Origin of the sequence: Sphingopyxis sp. H053 (genome assembly GCF_001468225.1) — a bacterium.
GTDB lineage: Bacteria > Pseudomonadota > Alphaproteobacteria > Sphingomonadales > Sphingomonadaceae > Sphingopyxis.
Map to the genome: position 1 here is coordinate 70638 of NZ_LNRU01000010.1, position 24169 is coordinate 94806.

Consider the following 24169-nt stretch of genomic DNA (forward strand, 5'->3'; position numbering starts at 1 on the left):
GCGCGCGGGCAGCAAATTGGAGCGGGTGAAGGGAATCGAACCCTCGTCACTTGCTTGGGAAGCAAAAGCTCTACCATTGAGCTACACCCGCACTCGGCAACGACCGATAGGCGGCCTTTGCCGTCATCCGCGGCGCGGGTCAATCCTTTGCTGGCGGCGCGGTGTCAGCGCGCCGATTCGCAGATCGTCTCCATCGCGACAAAGGTCGATGTGCTCGCGACATGCGGCAGGCTCGAAATCTTCTCGCCGAGCACGATCCGGTAACGGCGGATGTCGGGCGTGCGGACCTTGAGCAGATAATCGAAGCTGCTCGCGATCATGTGGCATTCCTCGACCTCGGGAATCTGCCGCACCGCCATGTTGAACTGCATCAACGCATCCTCGCGCGTGTCCGACAGCTTCACCTCGGTAAAGGCGACATGGTCGAGCCCGACCTTGGCGGGATCGACGATCGCGCGAAACCCGACGATCAGCCGGCTGTCGACGAGACGTTTCACGCGCTGCTGGCACGGCGTTTTCGAGAGACCCACCTGCAGCGCGAGTTCGGTAAAGGTGATCCGCCCGTCACGGCCCAGAATCGCGAGGATCTTGCGGTCGAACTCGTCCATTTCGACTGTCGAAGAGGTGTTTTTCATACATATCGACTAGGATTCATCGGAAACTTGGTCAATTCATATATAGGATAGGAAAAAACAAGTCGGATCGACTGAGGGCAATATGCTATCAGGCGGCATGACCCAAAGCCCCGATCGCGCGCCCATTCGCGCCCTCGCCCGCCGCAGCGAATCCGACATCGTCGCCGAGCTGCGTAGCGCCCTTGCCACCTCTTCGGCCAGCGTCGAAGCCGTGACACGGCGCGGGCTTGAACTGATCCGCAAGGCGAAGGCTGAGGGGGAACGCGAGACGCTCGTTGCACAGTTGATGAACCGCTATCGCCTGTCGACCGAGGAAGGCGTCGTGCTGATGTGCCTCGCCGAAGCGCTGCTGCGCGTCCCCGACAATGCCACCGCCAATGCGCTGATCCGCGACAAGATCGCCGGGCGCCACTGGAAGGACGGCGAGGATGAGGACAGCCCGTTGATCGTTGCGCTGTCGTCGCGCGGGCTTTCGCTCGGATCGGCGACGCTGATGCTCGATGCGATGGGCAGCCGCGCGAACCCGCTGACGCTCTTGAAATCGATGGTTCGCCGCTCGGGCGAGCCGGTGATTCGGCAAGCGGCGCTCGCCGCGATGAAGATGCTGGGCCAGCAGTTCGTGATGGGCGAGACGATCGACGCCGCGGTCAAGCGCGCCGACAAGGAAAAGTCCGAACTCGCGAGCTTCGATATGCTCGGCGAAGCCGCGCGCACCGCCGAGGATGCGGCGCGCTATTACGAAAGCTATGCCAATGCCATCGCGCGCATCGGCAAGGCCGCGAAGCCCGGCGACCCGCACGCCAATCACGGCATTTCGATCAAGCTGTCGGCGCTCCACCCGCGCTACGAATATCTCCAGCACGCGCGCGTCATCGGCGAGCTGGTGCCGAAGGTGATCGAACTTGCCAAGGCGGCGCGCGCGGTGAACATCCCGCTGATGATCGACGCCGAGGAAACCGACCGCCTCGAACCGCATATGGACGTGTTCGCGGCGCTGATCGACGCCGGGATCGCCGATAACTGGACCGGGCTAGGCATCGTGATCCAGGCGTATCAAAAGCGCGCGCCGGCGGTGATCGACTGGCTTGCGAACCGCGCGCGGACGCGCGGGGTCAAGCTGTCGATGCGCCTCGTCAAGGGCGCCTATTGGGATACCGAGATCAAGCGCGCGCAGACGCTGGGGCTCGGCGATTTCCCGGTCTTCACGGCGAAGCTGCACACCGATCTCAACTATATGCGCTGCGCCCAGCTGCTGAGCGACTGCCAGGATTGCATCTATCCGGCGTTCGCGAGCCACAATGCGATGACGCTCGCTTTTGTCTCCGAACTGTTCGCAGGCGCCGATTACGAGCTGCAGCGGCTGCACGGCATGGGCGAGGGTGCGCATGACGCGCTCGTCGCGCTGTTCCCGCCGCCGCGCCCGGTACGCGTCTATGCCCCCGTGGGCACGCACCGCGACCTGCTCGCCTACCTCGTCCGCCGCCTGCTCGAAAATGGCGCGAACTCCAGCTTCGTGCATCAATTTTCGGATCCCGGCGTCACCGCCGAACAGCTCGCGGTCGACCCGCGCAGCGTTGCGAGCGCGGCATCGTCGAATATCCTGACCGGGCTTGGGCTCTTCGATCCGGTGCGCCGCAATTCGCGCGGTTACGACCTCGGCGATCCGGGTGTGCCCGAGGCGCTGGTTTCGGCGATCGGTGCGGCGCGGCGCGGCGACCTGGTCGCGGCGCCGATCGTCGGCGGCGTGGCGCGCAAGGGCAAGGCCGAGGCGGTGCGCAATCCCGCGACGGGCGCCGTCGTCGGCCAGGTGATCGAGGCCGATGCCGCGACGGTCGCCGATGCCGTCGCCGCAGCGCGCAAGGCGCACGGCGACTGGAGCCTCGCGGGCGGTGCCTTCCGCGCCGAACGGCTCGAACGCGCCGCTGATTTGCTCGAGGAGCATGACGCGCTCTTCCTCGGCCTCGCGATCGACGAGGCGGGCAAGACGCTCGTCGATGCGATCGCCGAAGTGCGCGAGGCGGTCGATTTCCTGCGCTATTACGCCGCGCAGGCGCGCGCCGACTTCACCTACCCCGTCGCGCTGCCCGGCCCGACGGGCGAGCGCAACGAGCTGATGCTCGAAGGCAAGGGCGTGTTCGTGTGCATCAGCCCGTGGAATTTCCCGCTCGCCATCTTCCTGGGGCAAGTGTCGGCGGCGCTCGCGGCGGGCAACAGCGTGCTCGCGAAACCCGCCGAGCAGACCCCGCTGATCGCGCATGCCGCGGTCGAACTGTTGCTCGAGGCCGGCATCCCCGGCGACGTGCTCCATTACCTCCCCGGTCGCGGCGAAACCGTCGGCGCGGCGCTGACGAGCAACAACGACATCATCGGCGTGGCCTTCACCGGCTCGACCGAGGTCGCGCGGATGATCAACCGCAGCCTCGCCGGACGCGACGGCCCGATCGCGACGTTGATCGCCGAAACCGGCGGCGCCAACGCGATGATCGTCGATTCGACCGCGCTCCCCGAACAGGTTGCGCGCGACGCCGTCGCTTCGGCCTTCCAGTCGGCGGGGCAGCGCTGCTCGGCGTTGCGCCTGCTCTGCGTGCAGGAAGATGTCGCCGATACGATGATCGAGATGGTCGCGGGCGCGATGGCCGAGCTCAACGTCGGCGATCCGTCGATCCTCGCCACCGATGTGGGTCCGATCATCGATGATGAAGCGCGGGCGAATATCGCCGCTTATGTCGCCGAAGCGCGGGCAGCAGGCCGCGTGATCGCCGAAGCCGGGCGCACGAACCTGCCCGCCGATGGCCATTTCGTGCCGCCGGTGGCGATCCGGCTCGACCATGTCACCGACCTCAAGCGTGAGATTTTCGGGCCTGTGCTGCATGTTGCGACGTGGAAGGGTGGCGAACTCGACGCGCTCATCGATGCAATCAACGCCTCGGGCTATGGCCTCACGCTTGGTGTCCACACGCGCATCGATGGCGTGGCGGCGCACATCGCGGCGCGTGCGCAGGTCGGCAACGTCTACGTCAACCGCAATCAGATCGGCGCGATCGTCGGGTCGCAGCCGTTCGGCGGGCGTGGGCTTTCGGGCACCGGCCCGAAAGCGGGTGGCCCGCACTATCTGCACCGCTTCGCCGAGGAAAAGTCGATCTCGACCGACATCACCGCGGCGGGCGGCAATGCGGCGTTGATGGCGGGTTAGGGTCCGTACTCCATTACGGCGCCGTCGAGGTTTGAAGCAAAATGGCTCAGTGCGAGGAGAGAAGGCTCAGGAATATGTCCATATTTCAAGACTTCTCGACGAAGCAATGGGCCATTTTGATCAAATCCCTTCGGGACGTCCAAATGGCTTCCATCTCGACCCGAAAGCCGCTTGCAAGGGCAACCAGCCCTCGCGGCGCGTCTTTCGGCCCGATCTGTTCGCCATTTGGGCGCCTCGACGGCGCCGTAATGGAGTACGGACCCCGATCCTGCGCTGGCTGATGGGCGGCGGCTTCGGCAAGCTGCGCATCAGCCGGTCAGCTGTGACCACGAGGCCCGATACAGAGTGGACAACTGTCCCGGGCAAATACGTCCGAAATCGTCTCGCGGCAAAAATGCCGCGGCGACCCTATGTTATGGTTGCCCCCCGCAGCGATGACGGCGTACCGCGTTCCGGGCGGCGCGCCAACGGGGATTTTTACGCACCCGGCACGCCGAGCAACTGCGCCTGCGCCTTCAATCGTCCCGCCGCCGCCGGGTTCGCCGCAATCCCGTCCTTCAGCGCCTGCGCGGCCTTTGCCGTCTCACCCAGCGTCATCCGGCTGCGCATCAGCATGATCCAGCGGTCGACGTCGGCCGGATTGGCCTTCAGCTTCGCTTCGAGGCCGCTCACCATGCCCTCGATCATCTGGTCCTGCTGGCCCTTGGGAAGCTGCGACGCCGCTTCCATGTCGGCGCGGCTCGGCCCCGGGATCGCGCGCGCGGCAACCGGCATCTCGTTGGCGGTCAGCGGGCGCGCCGCTGTGCTCGCGAGCCGCGCCGCGACGTCGATCTTGTGGATCTGCCCGACCTGCTCGATCGTGCGGCGGAGGTCCGCCTCCCACGGCGCGCCCTGCGGCGTGTCGGCGAGCAGCGCGAACCAGTCTTCGATCGCGCCCTTGTGGTCGCCGCCAATATCCTTCTTCACCGCGAGGAAATAGCGCGCGCGCGGATCCTTGGCGTCGAGCGCGATCGCCCGGTTGAACGCTTCGAGTCCGGCGGCTGGCATCGGGTCGCTGTCGCTCCCCATCACTCGCGCCTCGCCCAGCGCCGACCAAAGACCTGCCGAATCGGGTGAAAGCGCGACCGCTTTCTCATACGCCCCGGTCGCACCCACGAAATCGCTCAGGTCGAATCGCGCCGCGCCGAGTGCGGTCCACGCTTCGGCACTGTTCGGCTCGCGCTTCGTGCGCGCTTCCAGCTCGGCGAGTTGATCGGACGGTGCGCCCGTGCCCTGCGCCCCCGGATCGGGGGCCGAGGGGCCGGAATCGCGCCAGATTGCATAGCCGATGGCGGCGGCCAGCAGAATGAAGGCGGCGATCAATATCATCCGGTTCGTGCCCGTCATGCCGCCCGCCATCTTGTTGCTCTCGCTCATTTTTGCCCCTCTTGTGCGCGCCGCGAAAAAATGCCGCCTGTGCGCGCAGTCATATTGCCTTTGCTTGGCGATGGTGTAGCCTTTGGCATACAAGGTCGGTCAACGATAAAATCGTCAGGGGTCGCACCGGCTTTCCCAGTCATACAGGGGAGGGGTGCATGGCAGTTTCGGATCACGTCGACTTTTCGACGTTCATGGAAGGCGTGAAAAAGCGCAACCCGGGTCAGCCCGAGTTCGTCCAGGCGGTGCAGGAGGTGTCCGAGGACATCTTCGATTTCATCGCCGACAAGGAAGAATATCACGCGCAGCAGATATTGCGGCGCATCGCCGAACCCGACCGCGTCGTGTCTTTCCGCGTCTGCTGGGAAGACGACAACGGCAATATCCGCGTCCAGCGCGGCTGGCGCGTCCAGAACAACAATGCCATCGGCCCGTACAAAGGCGGTATCCGCTTTCATCCGAGCGTCACCGAAAGCGTTCTCAAGTTTCTGGCGTTCGAACAGACGTTCAAAAATGCGCTCACCGGGCTGCCGATGGGCGGCGGCAAGGGCGGCTCGAACTTCAATCCCAAGGGCAAGAGCGTGCGCGAGATCATGCGCTTTTGCCAGAGCTTCATGACCGAACTTTATCGCCACATCGGCGCCGACATCGATGTGCCGGCGGGCGACATCGGCGTCGGCGGGCGCGAAATCGGCTTCATGTTCGGCCAGTATAAGCGGATCACCAACGAATTTACCGGCGTGCTCACCGGCAAGGGCCTCGAATGGGGCGGCTCGCTGATCCGCACCGAGGCGACGGGCTATGGCGCGGTTTACTTCCTCGCCAACATGCTCGCAGCGAAAGGGCAGGATCTCGTCGGCAAGACGGCGATCATTTCGGGATCGGGCAATGTCGCGACGCATGCCGCCGAAAAGATCGTCCAGCTCGGTGGCAAGGTACTGACGCTCTCCGATTCGGGCGGCTTCATCCACGATCCCGACGGCATCACGCAGGAAAAGATCGACTGGGTGAAGGCGCACAAGACGCATCGCCGCGGCCGGATCGAAGAATATTGCGACGAGTATAAATCGGCGAGCTTCACTGCGGGCAAGACGCCGTGGGGCGTGAAGTGCGACGTTGCGCTGCCGTGCGCGACGCAGAACGAATTGCTCGGCGACGATGCCAAGGCGCTGGTCGCAAACGGATGCATCGCGGTCAGCGAGGGCGCGAACATGCCGACGAACCTCGAAGGCGTGCATGTCTTCAAGGACGCGAAGATCATGTTCGCACCCGGCAAGGCGGCGAATGCCGGCGGCGTTGCTGTGTCGGGACTCGAAATGAGCCAGAACAGCGGGCGCCGCGCCTGGAGCGAAGGCGAGTTGCAGCAGATGCTGAAGGACATCATGGACGGCATCCACAAGAGCTGCATTACTTATGGCGATCAGGGCGACGGCTATATCGATTATGTAAAGGGCGCCAATATCGCGGGATTCAAGAAGGTTGCCGACGCGATGCTGGCTTTCGGGGTGGTGTAATTCGGCTCAAGGCGTAAAAGCGCCGGGTTGGGGAAAAGGGGTTCTGCGGATGACGACGCACGCTGGAAAGGAGCGCGCCGATCGGCCTTGGGCGGTATTTGCCGCCCTGACGCTGCTCGCACTTGCTATTGCGGCGTTCGTCTTCGCAGCCCCCGCCCGGTCGCAGGGCGAAAGCGGCGCGCGCTATACCGGCGTCGCCTCGTGCGCGGGGTCGACCTGCCACGGCCGGATGGAGGGTGACGGCACCGTCGTCCGCCAGGACGAGCTGATGAAATGGCAGGAACCGTCGACCCCCGGCGGCGCGCATAGCCGCGCGTGGGCGGTGCTCAGCAATAACCGCAGCCAGTTCATCGCGCGCAATCTCGGCATCGGTGACCCATCCAAGGCGCAGATGTGCCTCGGCTGCCACAGCACCGCGGGCACCGCGCGCGCGGTTCCCGCCGAAGATGGCGTCGGCTGCGAATCGTGCCATGGTCCGGCGGGCGGCTGGCTTGCGAGTCACTATGCCGGGGTCGGGACGAACGCCGATCCCGACCGCGAAATGCGCCAGAAACATCTCGCGAACCTGTCGGCGGGGCTCAAGAAGCTTGAGGATCCGGTCGTGCGCGCGGGCGTGTGCGTCGACTGCCACTTTGGCTCGGCCGCCGACGGTCAGTTCGTCACCCACCGCATCATGGCCGCCGGCCACCCGCGCATCGCCTTCGAACTCGACCTCTTCTCTTCGCTCCAGGCGCACCATCAGGAAGACGCCGACTATGGCTGGCGCAAGTTCGGTGCCGCGAACCGGCGCACCGATCATGTCCAGATGTGGGCGGTAGGACAGGCGACCGCGATCGAACGCAGCCTCGCGCTGTTTCAGACGCGGCGCGGGACCGAGGGCATGTTCCCCGAATTTTACTTCCTCGATTGCCACAGCTGTCACCGCCGCATCTTCGACCAGGCGAAGCCGGTGCGCACGGGGCTCGACAATCCCGGCCGCTCGATCCCCGAAGGCATGCCGCCCTATAATGACGAGAATCTGATCATGCTGGCGGCGGCGGCACGTATGGCGTCGCCTTCGCTCGCCGACCAGCTCGCGGTACGCACCGCGGCGTTCCACAAGGCGATGGCGACCGACCGGCCGAGCGCGGTCGCTGCTGCGGCGCAGCTGTCGCAGACGGTCGCGGCGCTCAAGAGCGCCTTTGCGTCGCGCAATTTCTCGGGCGCCGATGCCTTTGCGATGGTCGATGCGATTTCGGCGAAGGCGATCAGCGACCGCTACACCGACTATTCGGGGTCGCAGCAGGCCGTCATGGGCGTCGACACCTTGCTCAACGCGATGGTCTCGTCGGGCCGCGTCACCGTGGGCGCGGCGGCGGGCATCCGGGGCGACATCGACCGCGCTTATGCCGCGGTGAAGGACCCTAACGCGTACAAGCCGTCCGAATTCCAGGCGTCGTTCGGCAGCGCGGTGCGCGCGATCGGAGCGCTGCGGTAAGATCATGCGAAGCAAGACCCACCTTTTCCGTTCGGCCGCCTTCGCTGCGATGGGCGCGTTGCTGCTCACCTCGTGCGGCGGTGGTGGAGGCGGTGGCAGTACGCCGACCCCGACACCCACGCCGACCCCCACTCCAACGCCGACTACGGTGTATACGCCGCCCGCCGCCGAAGCGCTGACCACGGCGGACGTCGAGCGCGTGCTCGCCCAGGCGATATCGGAAGCGCAGGCGCGTAGCCTGCCATCGGTGATCGCGGTGACCGACCGTGTGGGTAACGTGCTCGGCGTGTTCCGCATGACCGGCGCACGCGCGACCGCGACGACCGCGCCCGCTCCGAACGGCGTGAATATCGACGCGCAGAATGTTACTTTCCCGGCCGAGGGCGGCGCGATCGCCAAGGCGGTAACCGGCGCCTATCTCTCGAGCGGCGGCAACGCTTTCTCGACGCGCACCGCGAGCCAGATCGTCCAGGAACATTTCCCGCCCGCGCCGACCACGGTGGGGCTCGAAAGCGGTCCCTTGTTCGGCGTCCAGTTCAGCCAGCTGCCATGCAGCGACCTGTCGGCGCGTTTCGGCGCGCCGGGCGCGGCGGCGCTGATCGGGCCGAAACGCTCGCCGCTGGGCCTCGCCGCCGACCCCGGCGGACTGCCGCTCTACAAGAATGGCGTGCTCGTTGGCGGCATCGGGGTAATGGGCGACGGCGTCTACGGCAGCGATCCGAACATCCTCGACATCGACAACGACTCCGAGGAGTTCATTGCGCTCGCGGGAACGCGCGGGTTCGAAGCGCCGGGGGCGATCACCGCCGACAAGATCACGGTCGACGGGACGAGCCTGCGCTTTTCGGACGCGACCTTCGCCGGGGTGATGTCGAGCGGCAGCGCGAGCTTTGCGAGCCTCAACGGCACCGCGGGCAATCTTGTCGCGGTGATCGGCTATGCCAATGCCGCGGTGACCGCGGGGATCGCTTATGGCAGCGAGGCCTCGGGCATCCGCGCCTCGACGCCGGCCGAATTCTCGAATCGCGATGCGTTCGTCCTCACCAACGGCAGCGGCACCAACCGCTATCCGCTGCGCGCGGGGACCGATGGCGCCACGAACAGCGCGCCGCTGACGCAGGCCGAGGCGCGTGCGGTGCTCGAAGAAGCCTTCACCGTGATGAGCCGCGCGCGCGCGCAGATCCGCCGCCCGCTCGACAGCCGCGCGCAGGTGACGATCAGCATCGTCGACACGCACGGGTCGGTGCTCGGCATCGTGCGCTCGCCCGACGCGCCGATCTTCGGCACCGATGTGTCGTTGCAAAAGGCGCGGACCGCAGCCTTCTTCTCGGGCGCGCAGGCGGGAGGCGAACTCGGCGCCGACGCCAGCGCCGACGTGCGCCAGTTCGTCCCCGCGACACGAACCTTCCTGAACAATCCGGCCGCGCTCACCGGTACGATCGCCTTTTCCGACCGCGCGAACGGCAATCTGTCGCGCCCCTATTTCCCCGATGGCGAGGTCGGCCGTCCGCAAGGGCCGCTGTCGCGCCCGATCGCACAGTTCAACCCCTTCTCGACCGGGCTGCAATCGGCGCTGATCATCGGCAATCTCGGCGCACATCTCGGCTTCGTTTCGGGCGCCAGTCCGACCGATACTCCGCCGCGCTGCACGACCTTGCCCGACGTTGCCGCGGGGCAGAACCGGCTGCAGAACGGCATTCAGATCTTCCCCGGATCGGTCCCCATCTATCGCGGCAACCAACTGGTCGGCGCGATCGGTGTGTCGGGCGACGGCATCGATCAAGACGACATGATCAGCTTCCTCGGTGCGCATAATGGCGGCGCGCGCGTCGGCGGCATCGGCAATGCGCCGGCCGCGATCCGTGCGGACACCGTCGTCGTAAATGTCGGCGCCGGGGTTCGCCTGCGTTACATCAGCTGCCCGTTCGCACCTTTCCTTGATACGGCGAACCAGAATGTCTGCAACGGGCTGTAGGCGATGATGACGGGGGGCAGCCTTTGGCCGATCATCGCGACACTCGCGGCGCAGGGCGCGCCGGGGGCCGATGTCACGCCGCCGCCGCCCGCGCCCGAAGGTCCGCCGGTCGCGGGTGACGCGACGCCCGCAGAGCAGCCCGCCGAAGAGCTGATTCCGCCGCCGCCGCCCGTCGACTGGCAGGAGGTGATCAAGGACGACCCGGTGACGCAGATCATCGAGGGCCGCCGCCGCCCCGGCTATCGCCCCGACCTTCCCGACGCCCTGAGCCAGGACAATGTCGGCGCGCTGCGCCCGCCGCCGCCGCAAGCCTTTCCGGGGATGGAGGACCAGCTGCCCGTTCCGGACCGCTGGCGCCTCATCGAAACGCTTGGCGTGGTCAAGGAGCGCTGGTTCGACCCCTATAACCAGAACACCTACAAGGGCGACCGCGCGATCGACCGCAGCAAGGTCAAATGGCTGCCGATCAAGGGCGACGACTGGTTCTTTGTCGCCAATGCGGTGTCCGACACCGTGTTCGAACCGCGCACCTTCCCCATACCCGTCGGCGTCCAGACGACTGAGCGGCCGGGCAGCCTCGACGTGTTCGGCAAGGATCGCAGCTTCGTCTTCGCGCAGACCTTCATCGCCGGCGCGGCGCTGATCAAGGGCTCGACCGCGTTCAAGCCACCCGACATCGAATATCGCGTCACGCTGGCCTACCAGGCCAATTATGTCGACGTGCCCGAACGGCGCGTGCTCGACGTGCGCCCGTCGAAGGCGAGCCACCGCTACGACAGCTTCCTCGGCGTCCAGGAGCTGTTCGTCGACAAGCATCTCGGCAACACGTCCGACCGATATGATTTCTATTCGATCCGCCTCGGCATCCAGCCGTTCCAGAGCGATTTTCGCGGTTTCCTGTTCAACGACAGCCAGCTTGGCATCCGCCTGTTCGGCAACCGCGACAACAACCGCTTCCAATATAATCTCGCGGCCTTCTGGCGCCTCGAAAAGGACACGAACAGCGGCCTCAACGACATCACCCAGACGCCGCGCAGCGATTTCATTTTCACGGGCAATCTCTATCGCCAGGATTTCCCGTTCGTCGGGCTGACCAGCCAGGCCAGCGTGACGTACAATATGAACCGCGAAAAGAATGACGTGCAGATCGACCACAACGGTTTCCCGGTGCGCCCGGCGCTGCTCGGCGACCTGCGCGGGCGCGAATATGACGTCGTCTATCTGGGATACAGCGCCGACGGCCGCGTCGGCCGTATCAACGTCACCGCGAGCTTCTACGCCGCGCTCGGCGAGGACCGGAACAGCTTCTTCACGAGCAAGCCCGCCGAAATCCGGGCGGGTTTCGGCGCGGTCGAACTCAGCTACGATCACGACTGGATGCGCTTCCGCCTGTCGGGACTCTACGCGACCGGTGACGGCGATCCGTATAACAAGACCGAGGGCGGGTTCGACGCGATCTTCGAGAATCCGATCTTCGGCGGCGCCGACACCAGCTACTGGATTCGCCAGACGATCCCCTTTGCCGGCGGCGGGCGCGTCATCGCGATCAGCGGTCGCAACGGAATCCTGAATTCGCTGCGCTCGTCGAAGGAAGAGGGGCAGTCGAACTTCAACAATCCGGGCACGGTCTTCGTCGGCGCGGGCGCCGATTTCGACCTGACCCCCGAATTTCGCGTGAGCACCAATTTCAACCATCTGTGGTTCGAAAATACGTCGAGCCTGCAGGCGCTGCGCACCGAAGGATCGATCCCCAAGGATATCGGTTTCGACCTGTCGGTCGCGACCATCTGGCGGCCGAAGGCGACGCAGAATATCGTCGGGCGCCTGAGCGCCGCGGTGCTGCTGCCGGGCAAGGGGTTCAAGGATCTGTTCGACAACAAGCAGAAGAACGACGCCTATGTGTCGATCCTCGCCAATGTGATCGTGAGTTTCTGATGCTGGCGCGCAAACTTTTCGCCCTGCTCGCGTTCGTGACGATGTGCGCTGCCTTCGGCGCGAGCGTCGTTCGGGCGGCGGAAGAGGAAAAGCCGCTCAAGATCGAATATCGCTTCACCCCGCCCGCGCCGCGCGAGCAGAGCGAAGCCGAGGTCGTCCAGAAATCCGAAGGCTGCTACAGCTGCCACACGCGCACCGACCAGCCGTCGATGCATGCGACTCCGGCGGTGCGGCTCGGCTGCACCGATTGCCACGGCGGCGACGCAAGCCAGCGCGGCACGCCTAGCCTTGGCTACCAGCATCCGACGAACAAGGCGGTGATGGCGCTCGCGCACCCGCAGCCGACGCTGCCCGGCGCGTGGCACGACAGTTCGGCGAACCCGCAGCGCAGCTATACGTTGCTCAACAAGGAATCGCCTGAATTCATCCGCTTCGTGAACCCCAGCGACTATCGCGTCGCGCGCGAAGCGTGCGGTTCGTGTCATCTCGAGGTGATCGAGGCGACCGAGCGGTCGATGATGTCGACCGGCGCGATGCTGTGGGGCGGCGCGGCATATAACAACGGCATCGTCCCCTATAAAAACTACATTTTCGGCGAGGCCTATACGCGCAAGGGCGAGCCCGCATGCATCCTGTCACCCTCGTCGCGGCTCACCGCCGAGGAGTATAAGGAAGCGTGCAAGCCGAGCTTCGGCTTCGACAAGATATTGACCGACGACGAGAAGAAGCGCGGCGCGCTGGCGAAAATGTACCCGCTGCCGCGCTGGAGCGTGCTGCCGCCGGGCGACGTGTTCCGCGTGTTCGAACGCGGCGGGCGCAACATCAACACGCAATTCCCCGAAATCGGCCTGCCCAACCCGACGGGCAGCATCCAGCGGCTTGAGGAACCGGGCCGCCCCGACCTCAAGCAGTCGAATCGCGGCCCCGGGACGGGCCTGCGCGTCTCGATCCCCGTGCTCAACATCCACAAGACGCGCCTCAACGACCCGCTGTCATGGTTCATGGGGACGAACGACCAGCCCGGCGACTATCGCCATTCGGGCTGTTCGGGCTGTCACGTCGTCTACGCCAACGACCGCGAGCCGCGGCACAGCCTGACCTATGCCAAATTCGGCCGCGACGGCGAGACGGCGACGGTCGATCCGACGATTGCGGAGAAGAAATGGAAGCCCGAAGGCGGGCACGGCGGCGATGCGCATGGCGCGGGCGACGGCCATCAGGCCGGCGGCGGTCATGGCGCGCTGGTCGATCCCGCCGATCCCGACGTTCCGGCACGCCCCGAGCAGCAACCGCGGCGGGAGTCGGGGCATCCGATCAGCCACACCTTCACCCGCGCGATCCCGACATCACAGTGCATGTCGTGCCACATGCACCAGCCGAACATCTTCCTGAACTCTTACCTCGGCTACACGATGTGGGATTATGAATCGGACGCGCCGCAGATGTGGCCGGGGCCGGAGAACACCGCGCCGCGCCCGCCGGGGATGAGCGACGAAGAATATCAGAAGAAATACAAGCAGCAGCGCTATCCGACCGCCGCCGAGGCGCATGCGGTGCTCGAACGCAATCCCGAGGCCGCGGCGACGCGCGGGCTGTGGGCGGACGTCGAGTTTTTGCGCGACGTCTATGACGTCAACGACAGCAACAAGGATACCCAGTTCGCCGACTATCACGGTCATGGCTGGAACTTCCGCGGCATCTTCAAGCGCGACCGCAATGGCAATCTGCTGACCGCCGACGGCAATATGGCGACCTATGGCACCGACGCCGCGAACATCATCGATCCCAAGGATCCCGAGAAATGGCGCAAGAGCTGCAGCCATTACACCGATCCCAAGGAGCGCGACATCTGCCTGTCGAGCGCCGATCCGGGCCGGCCGGGGGTAGAGGGCAAGTTCGTGCCGCCCGGGATCAATCCCGGCAAGGCGGTCCATATGATGGACATCCACGCCGAAAAGGGCATGCAATGCGCCGACTGCCACTTTGCGCAGGACAGCCACGGCAACGGCTATATCCAGGGCGAGGTCGCGAATGCGGTCGAGATCAGCTGCAAGGATTGCCACGGCACCGCCGATGCTTTCCCGAACCTCTTGACCTCGAACGTCGCCGCGCGGCCGCAGGGCAATAATCTCGCGCTGCTGCGCAATCCCGACGGGCGTCGCCGCTTCGAATTCCAGTATAATGACGATGCCGAAGTGATCGGGCTGATCCAGCGTTCGATCGTCGATCCGAAGCTCGAATGGCAGGTCAGCCTCGTCAAGCAGGCGGTGACTCCGGGGCCGCATTTCAACGCCAAGGCGGCGCGCGCGAAGCTGATGGCCCGCGCGGGATCGGAGGACGGCAAGTTCGAATGGGGGCCGGGGGTCGCGAAGGAAGACCGCGCGCACGGCGACGACAAGATGACCTGTTTCACCTGTCACCTGTCGTGGACGACGAGTTGCGGGGGGTGCCATTTGCCGATCGAGGCGAACTGGAAGACCAAGATGCACCATTTCGAGGGTGAGGAGACGCGGAACTTCGCGACGTACAACCCGCAGGTGGCGCGCGACGAGATGTTCCAGCTCGGCCGGCACCAGCTGACCAAGCCCGGCGAACCCGGCCCGAACGGCGAGGCGCGCGGCATCATCACGCCGGTGCGCTCGACCTCGGCGCTCGTGCTGTCGTCGACGAACATCAACCGCGAGCGCATCTATGTGCAGCAGCCGCCGATCTCGTCGGCGGGCTATTCGAGCCAGGCCTTTGCGCCGCATTTTCCGCATACGGTGCGCCGGTCTGAAACCAAGCAGTGCAGCGACTGCCACCTGTCGGCAGCCGACGATAACAATGCAATCATGGCGCAGCTCAATCTGCTCGGCACCAATTTCGTCAATTTCGTCGGGCTGAACGTCTGGTCGGGTCAGGAAAACAGCTTCCAGGCGACGCGCGTCACCGAATGGGACGAACCGCAAGCGGTGATCGGCAGCTATCTTCAGAAATATGCCTATCCCGACTATTGGAAGCTCCACGTCGAACAGAATGGCCGCGAGCTCAAAAATTGGGTGCGTGGCAAGACTTTCGACGAGAAGGGCTCGGGCGAAACGCACGCGCTCGAGGAATTCGCCAATATCGTCCAGGGCACGAGCGGGCGCGTGAACTGCCTGCAGCAGCGCGGCGAATATATGTTCGTCGCCGAAGGCAAGGGCGGCTTCCGCGTCTATGACGTCGCGTCGATCGGCAATAAGGGCTTCTCCGAACGCATCATCCGCGCGCCCTTCTCGGCGCTCGGGCACGACACGCATGTGAAGACGAAAAATGCGACGTGCATGGCGATCGCGACGACGCAGCCGATCAGCGTGTCGCGCAACGAGAATATCGTGAAGAATTTCCCCGAGAACCACGAACAGGTGATGCACGACATCTACCGTTACGCGGTGATCACCGACAGCGTCGAAGGGCTGGTGCTCGTCGACATCGACACATTGGCCGACGGTGAATTCCGCAACAACAAGTTCAAGCGCGCGCTGACGTGGAACGAGGGCAACGTGCTGGCGGGGGCGCGGCATGTGACGCTCGCGGGCAGCATGGCCTACATCACCACCGACGCGGGCCTCGTCGTGCTCGACCTGTCGACGCCGCTCCAGCCCAAGGTCACGGCGCAGCTGCCGCTGACCGACGCGCGTGCGAGCGCGGTGCAGTTCCGTTACCTCTGGGTCACCGATGTCGAAGGCGTGAAGCTGTTCGACGTCACCAATCTCGCGCAGCCGGTGGCGGTGCCCGCGGGCACGGTGCGGCTCGCCAACGCGCGGAAGATCTATCTGGCGCGGACGTACATGTATGTCGCGGCGAAGGCGGACGGGCTGGTGATCGTCGATGTGACGCGCCCCGCGGCGCCGATCGTCTGGCCGGGGCTGACCTTTGGCGGCGCGCTCAATGATGCCGAGGATGTGATCGTCGCATCGACCAATGCGTCGCTGTTCGGTTATGTCGCCGACGGGCGGAACGGGATCAAGGTGCTGCAGCTAACCAGCCCCGACAACCCGGGCCTTTACGGCTTCTCGCCCAAACCGACCCCCGAGCTGATCGCGTGGGCAAAGACGCCGTCGCCCGCGCTCGCGCTGTCGAAGGGCCTCGACCGCGACCGCGCGGTCGACGAGACGGGCGGCCAGATGGCGGTTTTCGGGCGCGTCGGATCGCGGCCGTTCACGCGGCCCGAAATGGAGAAGCTGTTCCTGAACAGCAAGGGCGTGGTCTACAAGGTCAGCGACGAGGTCGACCAGAATGCCTGGCGGCCGCCTTTGCTCTACGCGAACTGATGAATCGTCGTCCCAGCGACAGCTGGGACCGCCATCGTTCCGAAAAATGCTGCCAGCGATCCCAGCTTTCGCTGGGATGACGGTTATTGCCGCTCGGCCTGAACCACCGTGTCCGACGCGCGCAACGCCGACAGGATGCGCATTACATGCTGAACGTCTCGCACCTCGACGACGACGTCATAGGTGTGGAAACCACCCTCGCGGTTCGACAGGCGCAAATTGGTGATGTTCGCCATATTGGCGGCGAGGATGCCCGACATTTCGGCGAGCGTGCCGGGCTCGTTCAAAATGACGATGCACAGCCGCGCATTGCCGCCCTCGCTGTCTTCCTGCCACCTGAGGTCGATCCAGTCGGCATCGATCCCGTCGGCAAGGCGGGGGCAGTCGATGACATGCACCTCGATCCCCTCGCCGGGCCGTGACAGGCCAACGATGCGGTCGCCCGGAACGGGGTGGCAGCAATCGGCAAGCTGATAGGCGACGCCCGGCGTCAGCCCGGCGATCGATACCGCCGCGCCCTGCACCAGCTTGCCCGGCTTGGTCTTCATCTCGGCGGTGATGCCCGGAACGAGCGCCTCGAGCAGCGCATTGTCGGTGATCCGCTGCTTGGCGATCGCGACATAGAGCGCGGTGTCGTCGTCGAGCTTCAGCCGCTCGCGCGCCGCGATCCGCGCCTTGTCGCCGACCTTGTTCGGCAGGCGGAGCGCGATTTCGTCATACATCTTGCGGCCGAGCGCCGCGAGTTCGACCTTTTCCTTTGACCGCACATGGCGGCGGATCGCCGCGCGCGCCTTGCCGGTGACCGCAAAGCCCAGCCACGCGGGTTGCGGCGTCTGCTTGTCGGAGGAGAGGATTTCGACCGTGTCGCCGTTGCTCAGCTGGGTGCGGAGCGGCACCAGCCTGCCGTTGACCTTGGCGCCGACGGTGCGGTCGCCGAGCCCGGTGTGAACGGCGTAAGCGAAATCGACCGGGGTCGCGCCCTTCGGCAACTGGTGTAAACTGCCCTTCGGGGTGAAGGCGAAGATGCGGTCCTGATACATCGCGATGCGCGTGTTTTCGAGGAACTCTTCGGGGTCGTGCGTCTGTTCGAGGATTTCGATCAGGTCGCGGATCCACCCCGCCTGACCGTCGGGGGCGGTGCCGCCCTGTTTATACGCCCAATGCGCGGCGAAGCCGAATTCGGACTGCTGGTGCATGCCGAGGCTGCGAAGCTGGATTTCGATCCGCATATTCTGCTGGTGCATGATCGTCGTGTGCAGCGACTTGTAGCCGTTGCGCTTCGGCGTCGAGATATAATCCTTGAATCGGCCGGGCACCATTTTCCACTTGCGGTGGAGAAGACCGAGCGCGGCGTAGCAATCGGCATCGGTCGGGGTGATGATGCGGAACGCGATGATGTCGGTGACCTGCTCGAAGCTGACGTGCCGCTCCTGCATCTTGCGCCAGATCGAATAGGGGTGCTTCTCGCGCCCCGACACATCGGCCTCGATGCCGTTCTTGGCGAGCAGCTCCTTGAACTCGCGGCTGATCGCCGTGACCTTGTCCTTGCCGCCCGCGGTCAGCTTGGCGAGGCGGCCGGTGATCGTCGCATAGGCTTCGGGCTCGAGCTCGCTGAACGCGAGCAGCTGCATCTCGCGCATATATTCGTACATCCCGATCCGCTCGGCGAGCGGGGCATAGATATCCATCGTCTCCTTGGCGATGCGGCGACGCTTCTCGGGATTCTTGATGAAATGCAGCGTCCGCATATTGTGCAGCCGGTCGGCAAGCTTGACCAGCAGCACGCGGATATCGTCCGACATGGCGAGCAGGAATTTGCGCAGATTTTCGGCGGCGCGCTCGTTTTCGGTCTGCGCCTCGATCTTGCTGAGCTTGGTGACGCCGTCGACGAGCCGGCCGACGTCGCTGCCGAACAGGCGTTCGATCTCTTCAGGGGTCGTCAGCGTATCTTCGAGCGTGTCGTGGAGCAGCGCGGTGACGATCGTCTCGGCGTCGAGATGGAGGTCGGTCAAAATCCCCGCAACCTCGACCGGATGGCTGAAATAGGGGTCGCCCGACGCGCGCTTCTGGCTGCCGTGCTTTTGCACGGTAAACACATAGGCGCGGTTCAGCAGCGCCTCGTCGACGTCGGGATCATAAGCGCGCACGCGCTCGACAAGTTCATATTGCCTCAGCATCGCGTTCAATGTCGTTGATGTAGAGGCAATTGCAATGCGAAATTTGCTTGCGCCGAACCACCGGCGTTCCGCAACTTTGATAAAGGCGGTTGGAAGCATCGTTCGCCGAGGGCGGGACGCGCAAGAAAAACCGCCGCACTCCATCCGCGAAAGGAGAAGTGCAGCGGTTTTCGATATGGCCCGCGGGGCGGATTATTTCACGGCGTTGCAGCGTGCGAGGTCGTTGGCGTCGAGCGCCTTGCCGCCTGCGGTGAAGCTCGTCACGGGACCGACAGCCTTCGCGAGCGCCGAGCACATGATCAGCGGGCGGCTCGTTCCCTGGCCGGCGATGCAGCTGGCGTCCTTGCACGCCCAGACCACATCGCGCGCGACGAAGCGCGTCTGGGTAGCCGGGCTGGCGAGCTCGGCGTGATAATAGGTGCCGCCCGCGGCGGTCGCGGCCGACGCGAATGCGAGCCCGCCGAACAGCGCGGCGCCTGCAATCGCGAAGTTATGGGTGCGGGGAGAAAGCGTGAATATGGGCATCGGGACCTCCTGTTTTTGCGCAACCAAAAGGTTGCGAAGCGCTACCTAGACTTTGAGTTGCGAAATGCAACGGAGGCCCTATATTTTTTTGACGGATATGCCGATTTTACGTTAGGGCTTGGGTCATGGGAAAATTACGCGAACTGCTGAACGATATGGACGGGGGCAATTGCGCCCTGCCGCTGGCGCTGGAAGCGATGGGCGAGCGATGGTCGTTTATGATCCTTCGCGCGGCCTTCAACGGCGTCCATCATTTCGAGGAGTTCCAACAGGAACTGAACATCGCGCGCAACATCCTGTCGAACCGGCTGTCGCGGCTGGTCGACCATGGGATCATGGCGCGCGAAGTGATGGCCGAGGACCGGCGCAAGGTTCAGTATCAACTGACCGAAAAGGGCATCGAACTGCTCCCCGCGATGATTGCGCTGCGCCAATGGGGTGAGAAATGGGGCGCGGGCGTGCCGTCGACCCCGGTGCTGGTCGATGCGCGCGACGAACAACCGATCGGCCCCGTCACGCTCACCGCGCACGACGGCCGGGTGATCGGGTACAAGGAATTGCTGTGGAAGCATCGCGCGGAACTGCAGCCGCTTGGTCAGGCCCGCGTGCGCAGCGACGGCGGACTGGCGCCGGTAGCCGCCGAATGATCGGCCGCGCCGGTTTCCGATATCGCCCGCGCGGCGACTGACCATCGCTATCGCACAGACTCCCATGCCGCTTTTCCGACTGTCCTCGCCGGGCCCTTTCTTCGACAACAAGGTTCGGGCCTTCTGGAACCTGCAGATATTGGGCTGGGCCGCATGGCTCGGCCTGCGCGGGGTGTCGGGGCTTGCCAATGGCCAGGCCTTCACCTTCCTCATTCCCCAGACGATTTCGGCGATCACCGGCTTTTCGCTGACGCTGATCCTGTCGGCCTGTTACCGCGCGCTGATCAACCGCCGTCCGCTCTTGATGTGGGGCGTCAGTTTCGGGCTTGCGGGGATCGCGACCGCGCTCTGGGCCTTTATCGACGCGTGGGTCGCGCAGATCCAGAATCCGGCGAGCGACGCGGGCTTCACCAGCCTGCTCCTCGGCGCGATGTATATCGACGCGACATCGCTCGCGGCCTGGTCGGCGCTCTATTTCGCGATCAACTATTTCCTCCAGCTCGAGGAGCAGAATGACCGCGTCATCCGCCTCGAGGCGCAGGCGGCGTCGGCGCAGCTCGCGATGCTCCGTTACCAGCTCAACCCGCACTTCCTGTTCAACACGCTGAACAGCATTTCGACCCTCGTGCTGCTGAAACAGGCCGAGCCCGCCAACGCGATGCTGTCGCGCCTGTCGGCGTTCCTGCGCTACACGCTCGCGAACGAGCCGACCGCGCAAGTGACGCTGGCGCAGGAGATCGAGACGCTGAAACTCTACCTCGAAATCGAAAAAATGCGCTTCGAGGACCGGCTGCGCCCGCATTTCGCGATCGATCCGGCGGTCGCGCGGGCCCGATTGCCCTCGCTTCTGCTCCAGCCGCTCATCGAAAACGCGATCAAATATGCGGTGACGCCGCAGGAGGATGGCGCCGATATCACGCTGTCCGCACAGTTGGCCGGTCAAAATGTTCGGATTACCGTGTCCGACACCGGCGCGGGATTGTCAGCCGAGCGCACGGACCCCACCACAGGCATTGCAACGGAATCGACCGGTGTGGGTTTAGCCAATATCAGGGACCGGCTGGCGCAGGCTTTTGGCGACCAGCACCGGTTCGACGTCCATGTGGGCGCTGAGGGCGGCTTCACGGTGGTTATCGAGTTTCCGTTCCAGCCCGATGGGCAAATGACGATTGGAACCGAAAGAACATGACGATCAGAACCATCCTGGTGGATGATGAAAAATTGGCCACCCAAGGCCTGCAACTGCGGCTCGAACCGCACACGGACGTCGAAATCGTCGACACCGCGCAAAATGGCCGCGAAGCCATCAGAAAGATCAAGACCCACAAGCCCGACCTGGTTTTCCTCGACATCCAGATGCCGGGTTTCGACGGCTTTTCGGTGATCCAGGGGTTGATGGAGGTCGAACCGCCGCTCGTGGTGTTCGTCACCGCCTATTCGGATCACGCGATCCGCGCGTTCGAGGCGCAGGCGGTCGATTATCTCGTCAAGCCGGTCGAGCCTGAACGGCTCGCCGATGCGCTCGACCGCGTCCGCCAGCGGCTCGCCGAAAAGCGCGGCGTCGCCGAAGTCGAGCGCCTCAAGACCGTGCTCGCCGAGGTCGCGCCCGAAGCGGTCGAGGATTATGACGCCGAGGTTGCCCCCGATACGCACGCCGCCGATCGCTATGAAAAGATGATCAACATCAAGGATCGCGGCCAGATCTTCCGCGTCGACGTCGACAGCATCGAACGCATCGACGCCGCGGGCGACTATATGTGCATCTACACCGCCGACAACAGCCTGATCCTGCGCGAAACGATGAAGGATCTGGAAAAGCGGCTCGACCCGCGCAATTTCCAGCGCGTGCATCGCTCGACGATCGTGAATCTGTCGCAGGTCAAGCAGGTCAAGCCGCACACCAATGGCGAATGCTTCCTCGTGCTCGGTTCGGGTGCGCAGGTGAAGGTCAGCCGCAGCTATCGCGACGTCGTCGCGCGGTTCGTGCACTAAACAAACCGTCGCCCCCGCGAAGGAGTGAAGGGTCGGGTTGTCCCCCGGACAACCCTTGGACATGCGGGGCATGTCCAACCCTTAACTGGCCGCTGGCAGCCTAATGCTACGCCGATAGCGGCCCCCGCCTTCGCGGGGGCGACGGCTCAATATTGGATGCCGTTTTTAAAGCTGGTGCCCGGTGCGGTCGCGTTTCGTCGCGAGATATTGCTCGTTATATTTGTTCGTCGGCAACGCCAGGGGCAAGCGCTCGACCACCTCGACGCCCTCCTTATCGAGCCGCGCGACCTTTTCCGGATTGTTCGTCATCAGCCGGATGCGCGGGATATTGAGCAATTTGAGCATCCGCCCGGCAATCGCGAAATCGCGCGCCTCGACCGGGAAGCCGAGCCGCAGATTGGCGTCGACCGTGTCATAGCCCTGATCCTGCAGCGCATAGGCGCGCAGCTTGTTGACGAGGCCGATGCCGCGGCCTTCCTGCCTGAGGTAAAGCAGCACGCCCCACGGCGCGTCTGCCATCGCATGGAGCGCGGCATGGAGCTGCGGCCCGCAATCGCATTTGAGGCTGCCGAGGACGTCGCCGGTCAGGCATTCGCTGTGGAGGCGAACGACGGGCGGATTGCCGTCGCGCTTGCCGATGACGAGCGCGACATGATCCGACGCCTCTTCGGGAGAACGGAAAGCGACGATCTCGGCGCTTTCGCTGGCTTCGACGGGAAGGCGCGCGCGTGCCGCGACCTGGAGGCGCGTGGGATCGAGCAGCGCTGCAACATCGTCGACGCTGCACATGGTTTCGGCTTCTCCCGTAGCTTCGCGCACGAAGAAAGCGGGGAGCAGGCCGGCGTGCCGCGCCATCGTCATGGCGGCGGTCGCGGCCGCTTCGCCGCTGGTCGGGATGGTACGAAAGGGCCCCTTGAGCGGGTTCGCCAGATCGAGCGCCGGATCGGCGATGGCGAGGGCGGCCGTGACGGTATCGGCGGCGTTCGCCAGCCGGACCGGACCCGGCGTTGCGGCGACGCGCTGATTGGTGAGCTTGAGCGTGACCGCGCGTTCGCCCGAGAGCAACACGTCGTGGCTTCCAAACTCTGCAAGCGCATCATCGCGGGCGCTTTCGACCGCGAGCAGATCGAGCGCCCCGTCGGTGCCCTGCACACGAAACGGCCAGCCGCGCCGCAGCGCGTCGATGGCGCGTGCCGCCCGTCGGGCGCCGATATGGCTCAAAAATCGAACTCGGTGATCAGCGGGATATGGTCCGACGGGCGTTCCCAGCTGCGCGCGGGCTGGACGATGCGGTGCGACACCGCCTTGGGCATCAGGTCGGGGGTCACCCACATATGGTCGAGGCGGCGGCCGCGGTTAGACGCTTCCCAATCCTTCGCGCGGTAGCTCCACCAGGTGTAGAGACGCTCCGGCGCCGGGATGAAGTGGCGCCCGAGGTCGACCCAGTTCGATGCCGCCTGCAGCCGTGCGAGCGTTTCGACCTCGATCGGGGTGTGGCTGACGACATCGAGCAGCGCCTTGTGGTTCCACACATCGCTTTCGAGCGGTGCGACATTGAAATCGCCGGTCAGCACCGTCGGCGCATCGACAAGGGCGCTCGACCATTCGGTCATGCGGCCGAAGAAATCGAGTTTCTGCCCGAATTTCGGATTGAGGGTGCGGTCGGGAATGTCGCCGCCCGCGGGAATATAGACATTGTCGAGCCGCACGCCCGACGGCAGCGTGACACCGACATGGCGCGCCTCGCCATTCGCTTGCCAGTCATATTTGCGTACGTCGGTCAGCGGCAGCTTGCTGACGATCGCGACGCCGTGGTGCATGCGCTGGCCGTGGGTGACGATATGCTCATAGCCCAACCGCTTGAACATGTCGGGCGGGAACAGCGTGCATTCGACCTTCGTCTCCTGCAAGCAGAGGACGTCAGGCGCTTCTTCGCGAAGGAATTTTTCGACGATGCCGATGCGGGCGCGGACGCTGTTGATGTTCCACGAAGCGATGCTGGTACGAGTCATGCGGTGGCTCTATCGGCGCGAGCGCGGGCGTGCAACGGCACGCGGAGAAATCTTGCCCGGCCTGCGGTGCGCGAGCACCGGACAAATTAAACCCCCGTCCCAGGGGCGGTGGAACGGGGGTTCAAGGTCAGCGTTCGTCACGCTCTTGAATGAAGGTGCCTGGCAGTCCGGGTGGGGCAACAGGGGGAAACCCAAATCCGGGGGCCGTGGTGGCGCCTTCGAGAGATGGAATAGCCGGTCTTCCCTGTCGCCAAGCTGAACGAAAATGAACGCCTTCGCGCCGTTTTTGCAGTTCGTCGATGCAGGGCGACGGTTGGTCCGGAAAACGGCGCCGAATCCATTCGGGGCTCCGGCGCCGCCTGAAGAGGTCGTCAAAAGA

The 24169-nt window shown here is 64.7% G+C and carries 15 protein-coding genes and 1 tRNA gene; 9 read left to right on the top strand and 7 right to left on the bottom strand.

Features of this window, described 5'->3' with window-relative positions:
* Positions 1-17: 17 nt before the first annotated feature.
* Together ATE70_RS18545 and ATE70_RS18550 are read right to left on the bottom strand one after the other, a co-directional pair.
* A tRNA-Gly gene (locus ATE70_RS18545) sits at positions 18-91 on the bottom strand.
* 73 nt (positions 92-164) lie between these two features.
* A complete protein-coding gene (locus ATE70_RS18550; protein WP_058539230.1) occupies positions 165-635 on the bottom strand; it encodes an Lrp/AsnC family transcriptional regulator in 471 nt (156 codons plus the stop codon).
* A gap of 97 nt (positions 636-732) precedes the next feature.
* Between ATE70_RS18550 and putA the strand changes: the two genes are divergently transcribed.
* Positions 733-3828 carry a bifunctional proline dehydrogenase/L-glutamate gamma-semialdehyde dehydrogenase PutA gene (gene putA / locus ATE70_RS18555; RefSeq protein ID WP_156419643.1) on the top strand — a complete coding sequence of 1032 codons (3096 nt, stop codon included), beginning with the start codon at positions 733-735 and terminating at the stop codon, positions 3826-3828.
* Positions 3829-4305: 477 nt separating this feature from the next.
* Here the strand turns inward: putA and ATE70_RS18560 are convergent, their stop codons facing one another.
* Positions 4306-5244: a tetratricopeptide repeat protein gene (locus ATE70_RS18560; RefSeq protein ID WP_231732710.1), complete on the bottom strand. Its 939-nt coding sequence runs from the start codon at positions 5242-5244 to the stop codon at positions 4306-4308.
* A gap of 158 nt (positions 5245-5402) precedes the next feature.
* Between ATE70_RS18560 and gdhA the strand changes: the two genes are divergently transcribed.
* From gdhA to ATE70_RS18585, 5 genes are read left to right on the top strand one after another with little or no spacing between them, the layout of a single operon-like run.
* On the top strand, positions 5403-6758 hold the full coding sequence (gene gdhA, locus ATE70_RS18565; RefSeq protein ID WP_058539232.1) for an NADP-specific glutamate dehydrogenase: 1356 nt from the start codon (positions 5403-5405) through the stop codon (positions 6756-6758).
* Between the two features lie 49 nt (positions 6759-6807).
* A complete protein-coding gene (locus ATE70_RS18570; protein WP_058539233.1) occupies positions 6808-8235 on the top strand; it encodes a multiheme c-type cytochrome in 1428 nt (475 codons plus the stop codon).
* Between the two features lie 4 nt (positions 8236-8239).
* Entirely contained in the window at positions 8240-10210 is a 1971-nt protein-coding gene (locus ATE70_RS18575; protein WP_058539234.1) for a heme-binding protein, read from the top strand.
* A gap of 3 nt (positions 10211-10213) precedes the next feature.
* A complete protein-coding gene (locus tag ATE70_RS18580; protein ID WP_231732709.1) occupies positions 10214-12145 on the top strand; it encodes a hypothetical protein in 1932 nt (643 codons plus the stop codon).
* Positions 12145-16437 (top strand): hypothetical protein, encoded by a 4293-nt coding sequence (locus tag ATE70_RS18585; protein ID WP_443028779.1) that lies wholly within the window; start codon positions 12145-12147, stop codon positions 16435-16437. The genes ATE70_RS18580 and ATE70_RS18585 overlap by 1 nt, the downstream gene beginning before the upstream one ends.
* 83 nt (positions 16438-16520) lie before the next feature.
* Here the strand turns inward: ATE70_RS18585 and ATE70_RS18590 are convergent, their stop codons facing one another.
* Both ATE70_RS18590 and ATE70_RS18595 read right to left on the bottom strand, forming a co-directional pair.
* A complete protein-coding gene (locus tag ATE70_RS18590; protein ID WP_058539257.1) occupies positions 16521-18614 on the bottom strand; it encodes a RelA/SpoT family protein in 2094 nt (697 codons plus the stop codon).
* Between the two features lie 192 nt (positions 18615-18806).
* Positions 18807-19139, bottom strand: coding sequence for a CC_3452 family protein (locus ATE70_RS18595; protein WP_058539235.1), 333 nt, complete (start codon positions 19137-19139; stop codon positions 18807-18809).
* A gap of 125 nt (positions 19140-19264) precedes the next feature.
* Here ATE70_RS18595 and ATE70_RS18600 point away from each other — a divergent pair, with 125 nt between their 5' ends.
* The 3 genes from ATE70_RS18600 to ATE70_RS18610 all read left to right on the top strand — a co-directional run bounded on the left by ATE70_RS18600 (position 19265) and on the right by ATE70_RS18610 (position 21778).
* On the top strand, positions 19265-19786 hold the full coding sequence (locus ATE70_RS18600; protein WP_037517228.1) for a winged helix-turn-helix transcriptional regulator: 522 nt from the start codon (positions 19265-19267) through the stop codon (positions 19784-19786).
* A gap of 64 nt (positions 19787-19850) precedes the next feature.
* A complete protein-coding gene (locus ATE70_RS18605) occupies positions 19851-20975 on the top strand; it encodes a sensor histidine kinase (protein WP_058539236.1) in 1125 nt (374 codons plus the stop codon).
* Entirely contained in the window at positions 20972-21778 is an 807-nt protein-coding gene (locus tag ATE70_RS18610; RefSeq protein ID WP_037517222.1) for a LytR/AlgR family response regulator transcription factor, read from the top strand. Before ATE70_RS18605 ends, ATE70_RS18610 begins: the two co-directional genes overlap by 4 nt.
* 165 nt (positions 21779-21943) lie before the next feature.
* Here the strand turns inward: ATE70_RS18610 and ribA are convergent, their stop codons facing one another.
* On the bottom strand, positions 21944-22990 hold the full coding sequence (ribA, locus tag ATE70_RS18615; RefSeq protein ID WP_058539258.1) for a GTP cyclohydrolase II: 1047 nt from the start codon (positions 22988-22990) through the stop codon (positions 21944-21946).
* A gap of 5 nt (positions 22991-22995) precedes the next feature.
* Positions 22996-23790, bottom strand: coding sequence for an exodeoxyribonuclease III (locus tag ATE70_RS18620; protein WP_058539237.1), 795 nt, complete (start codon positions 23788-23790; stop codon positions 22996-22998).
* Between the last annotated feature and the right edge of the window lie 379 nt (positions 23791-24169).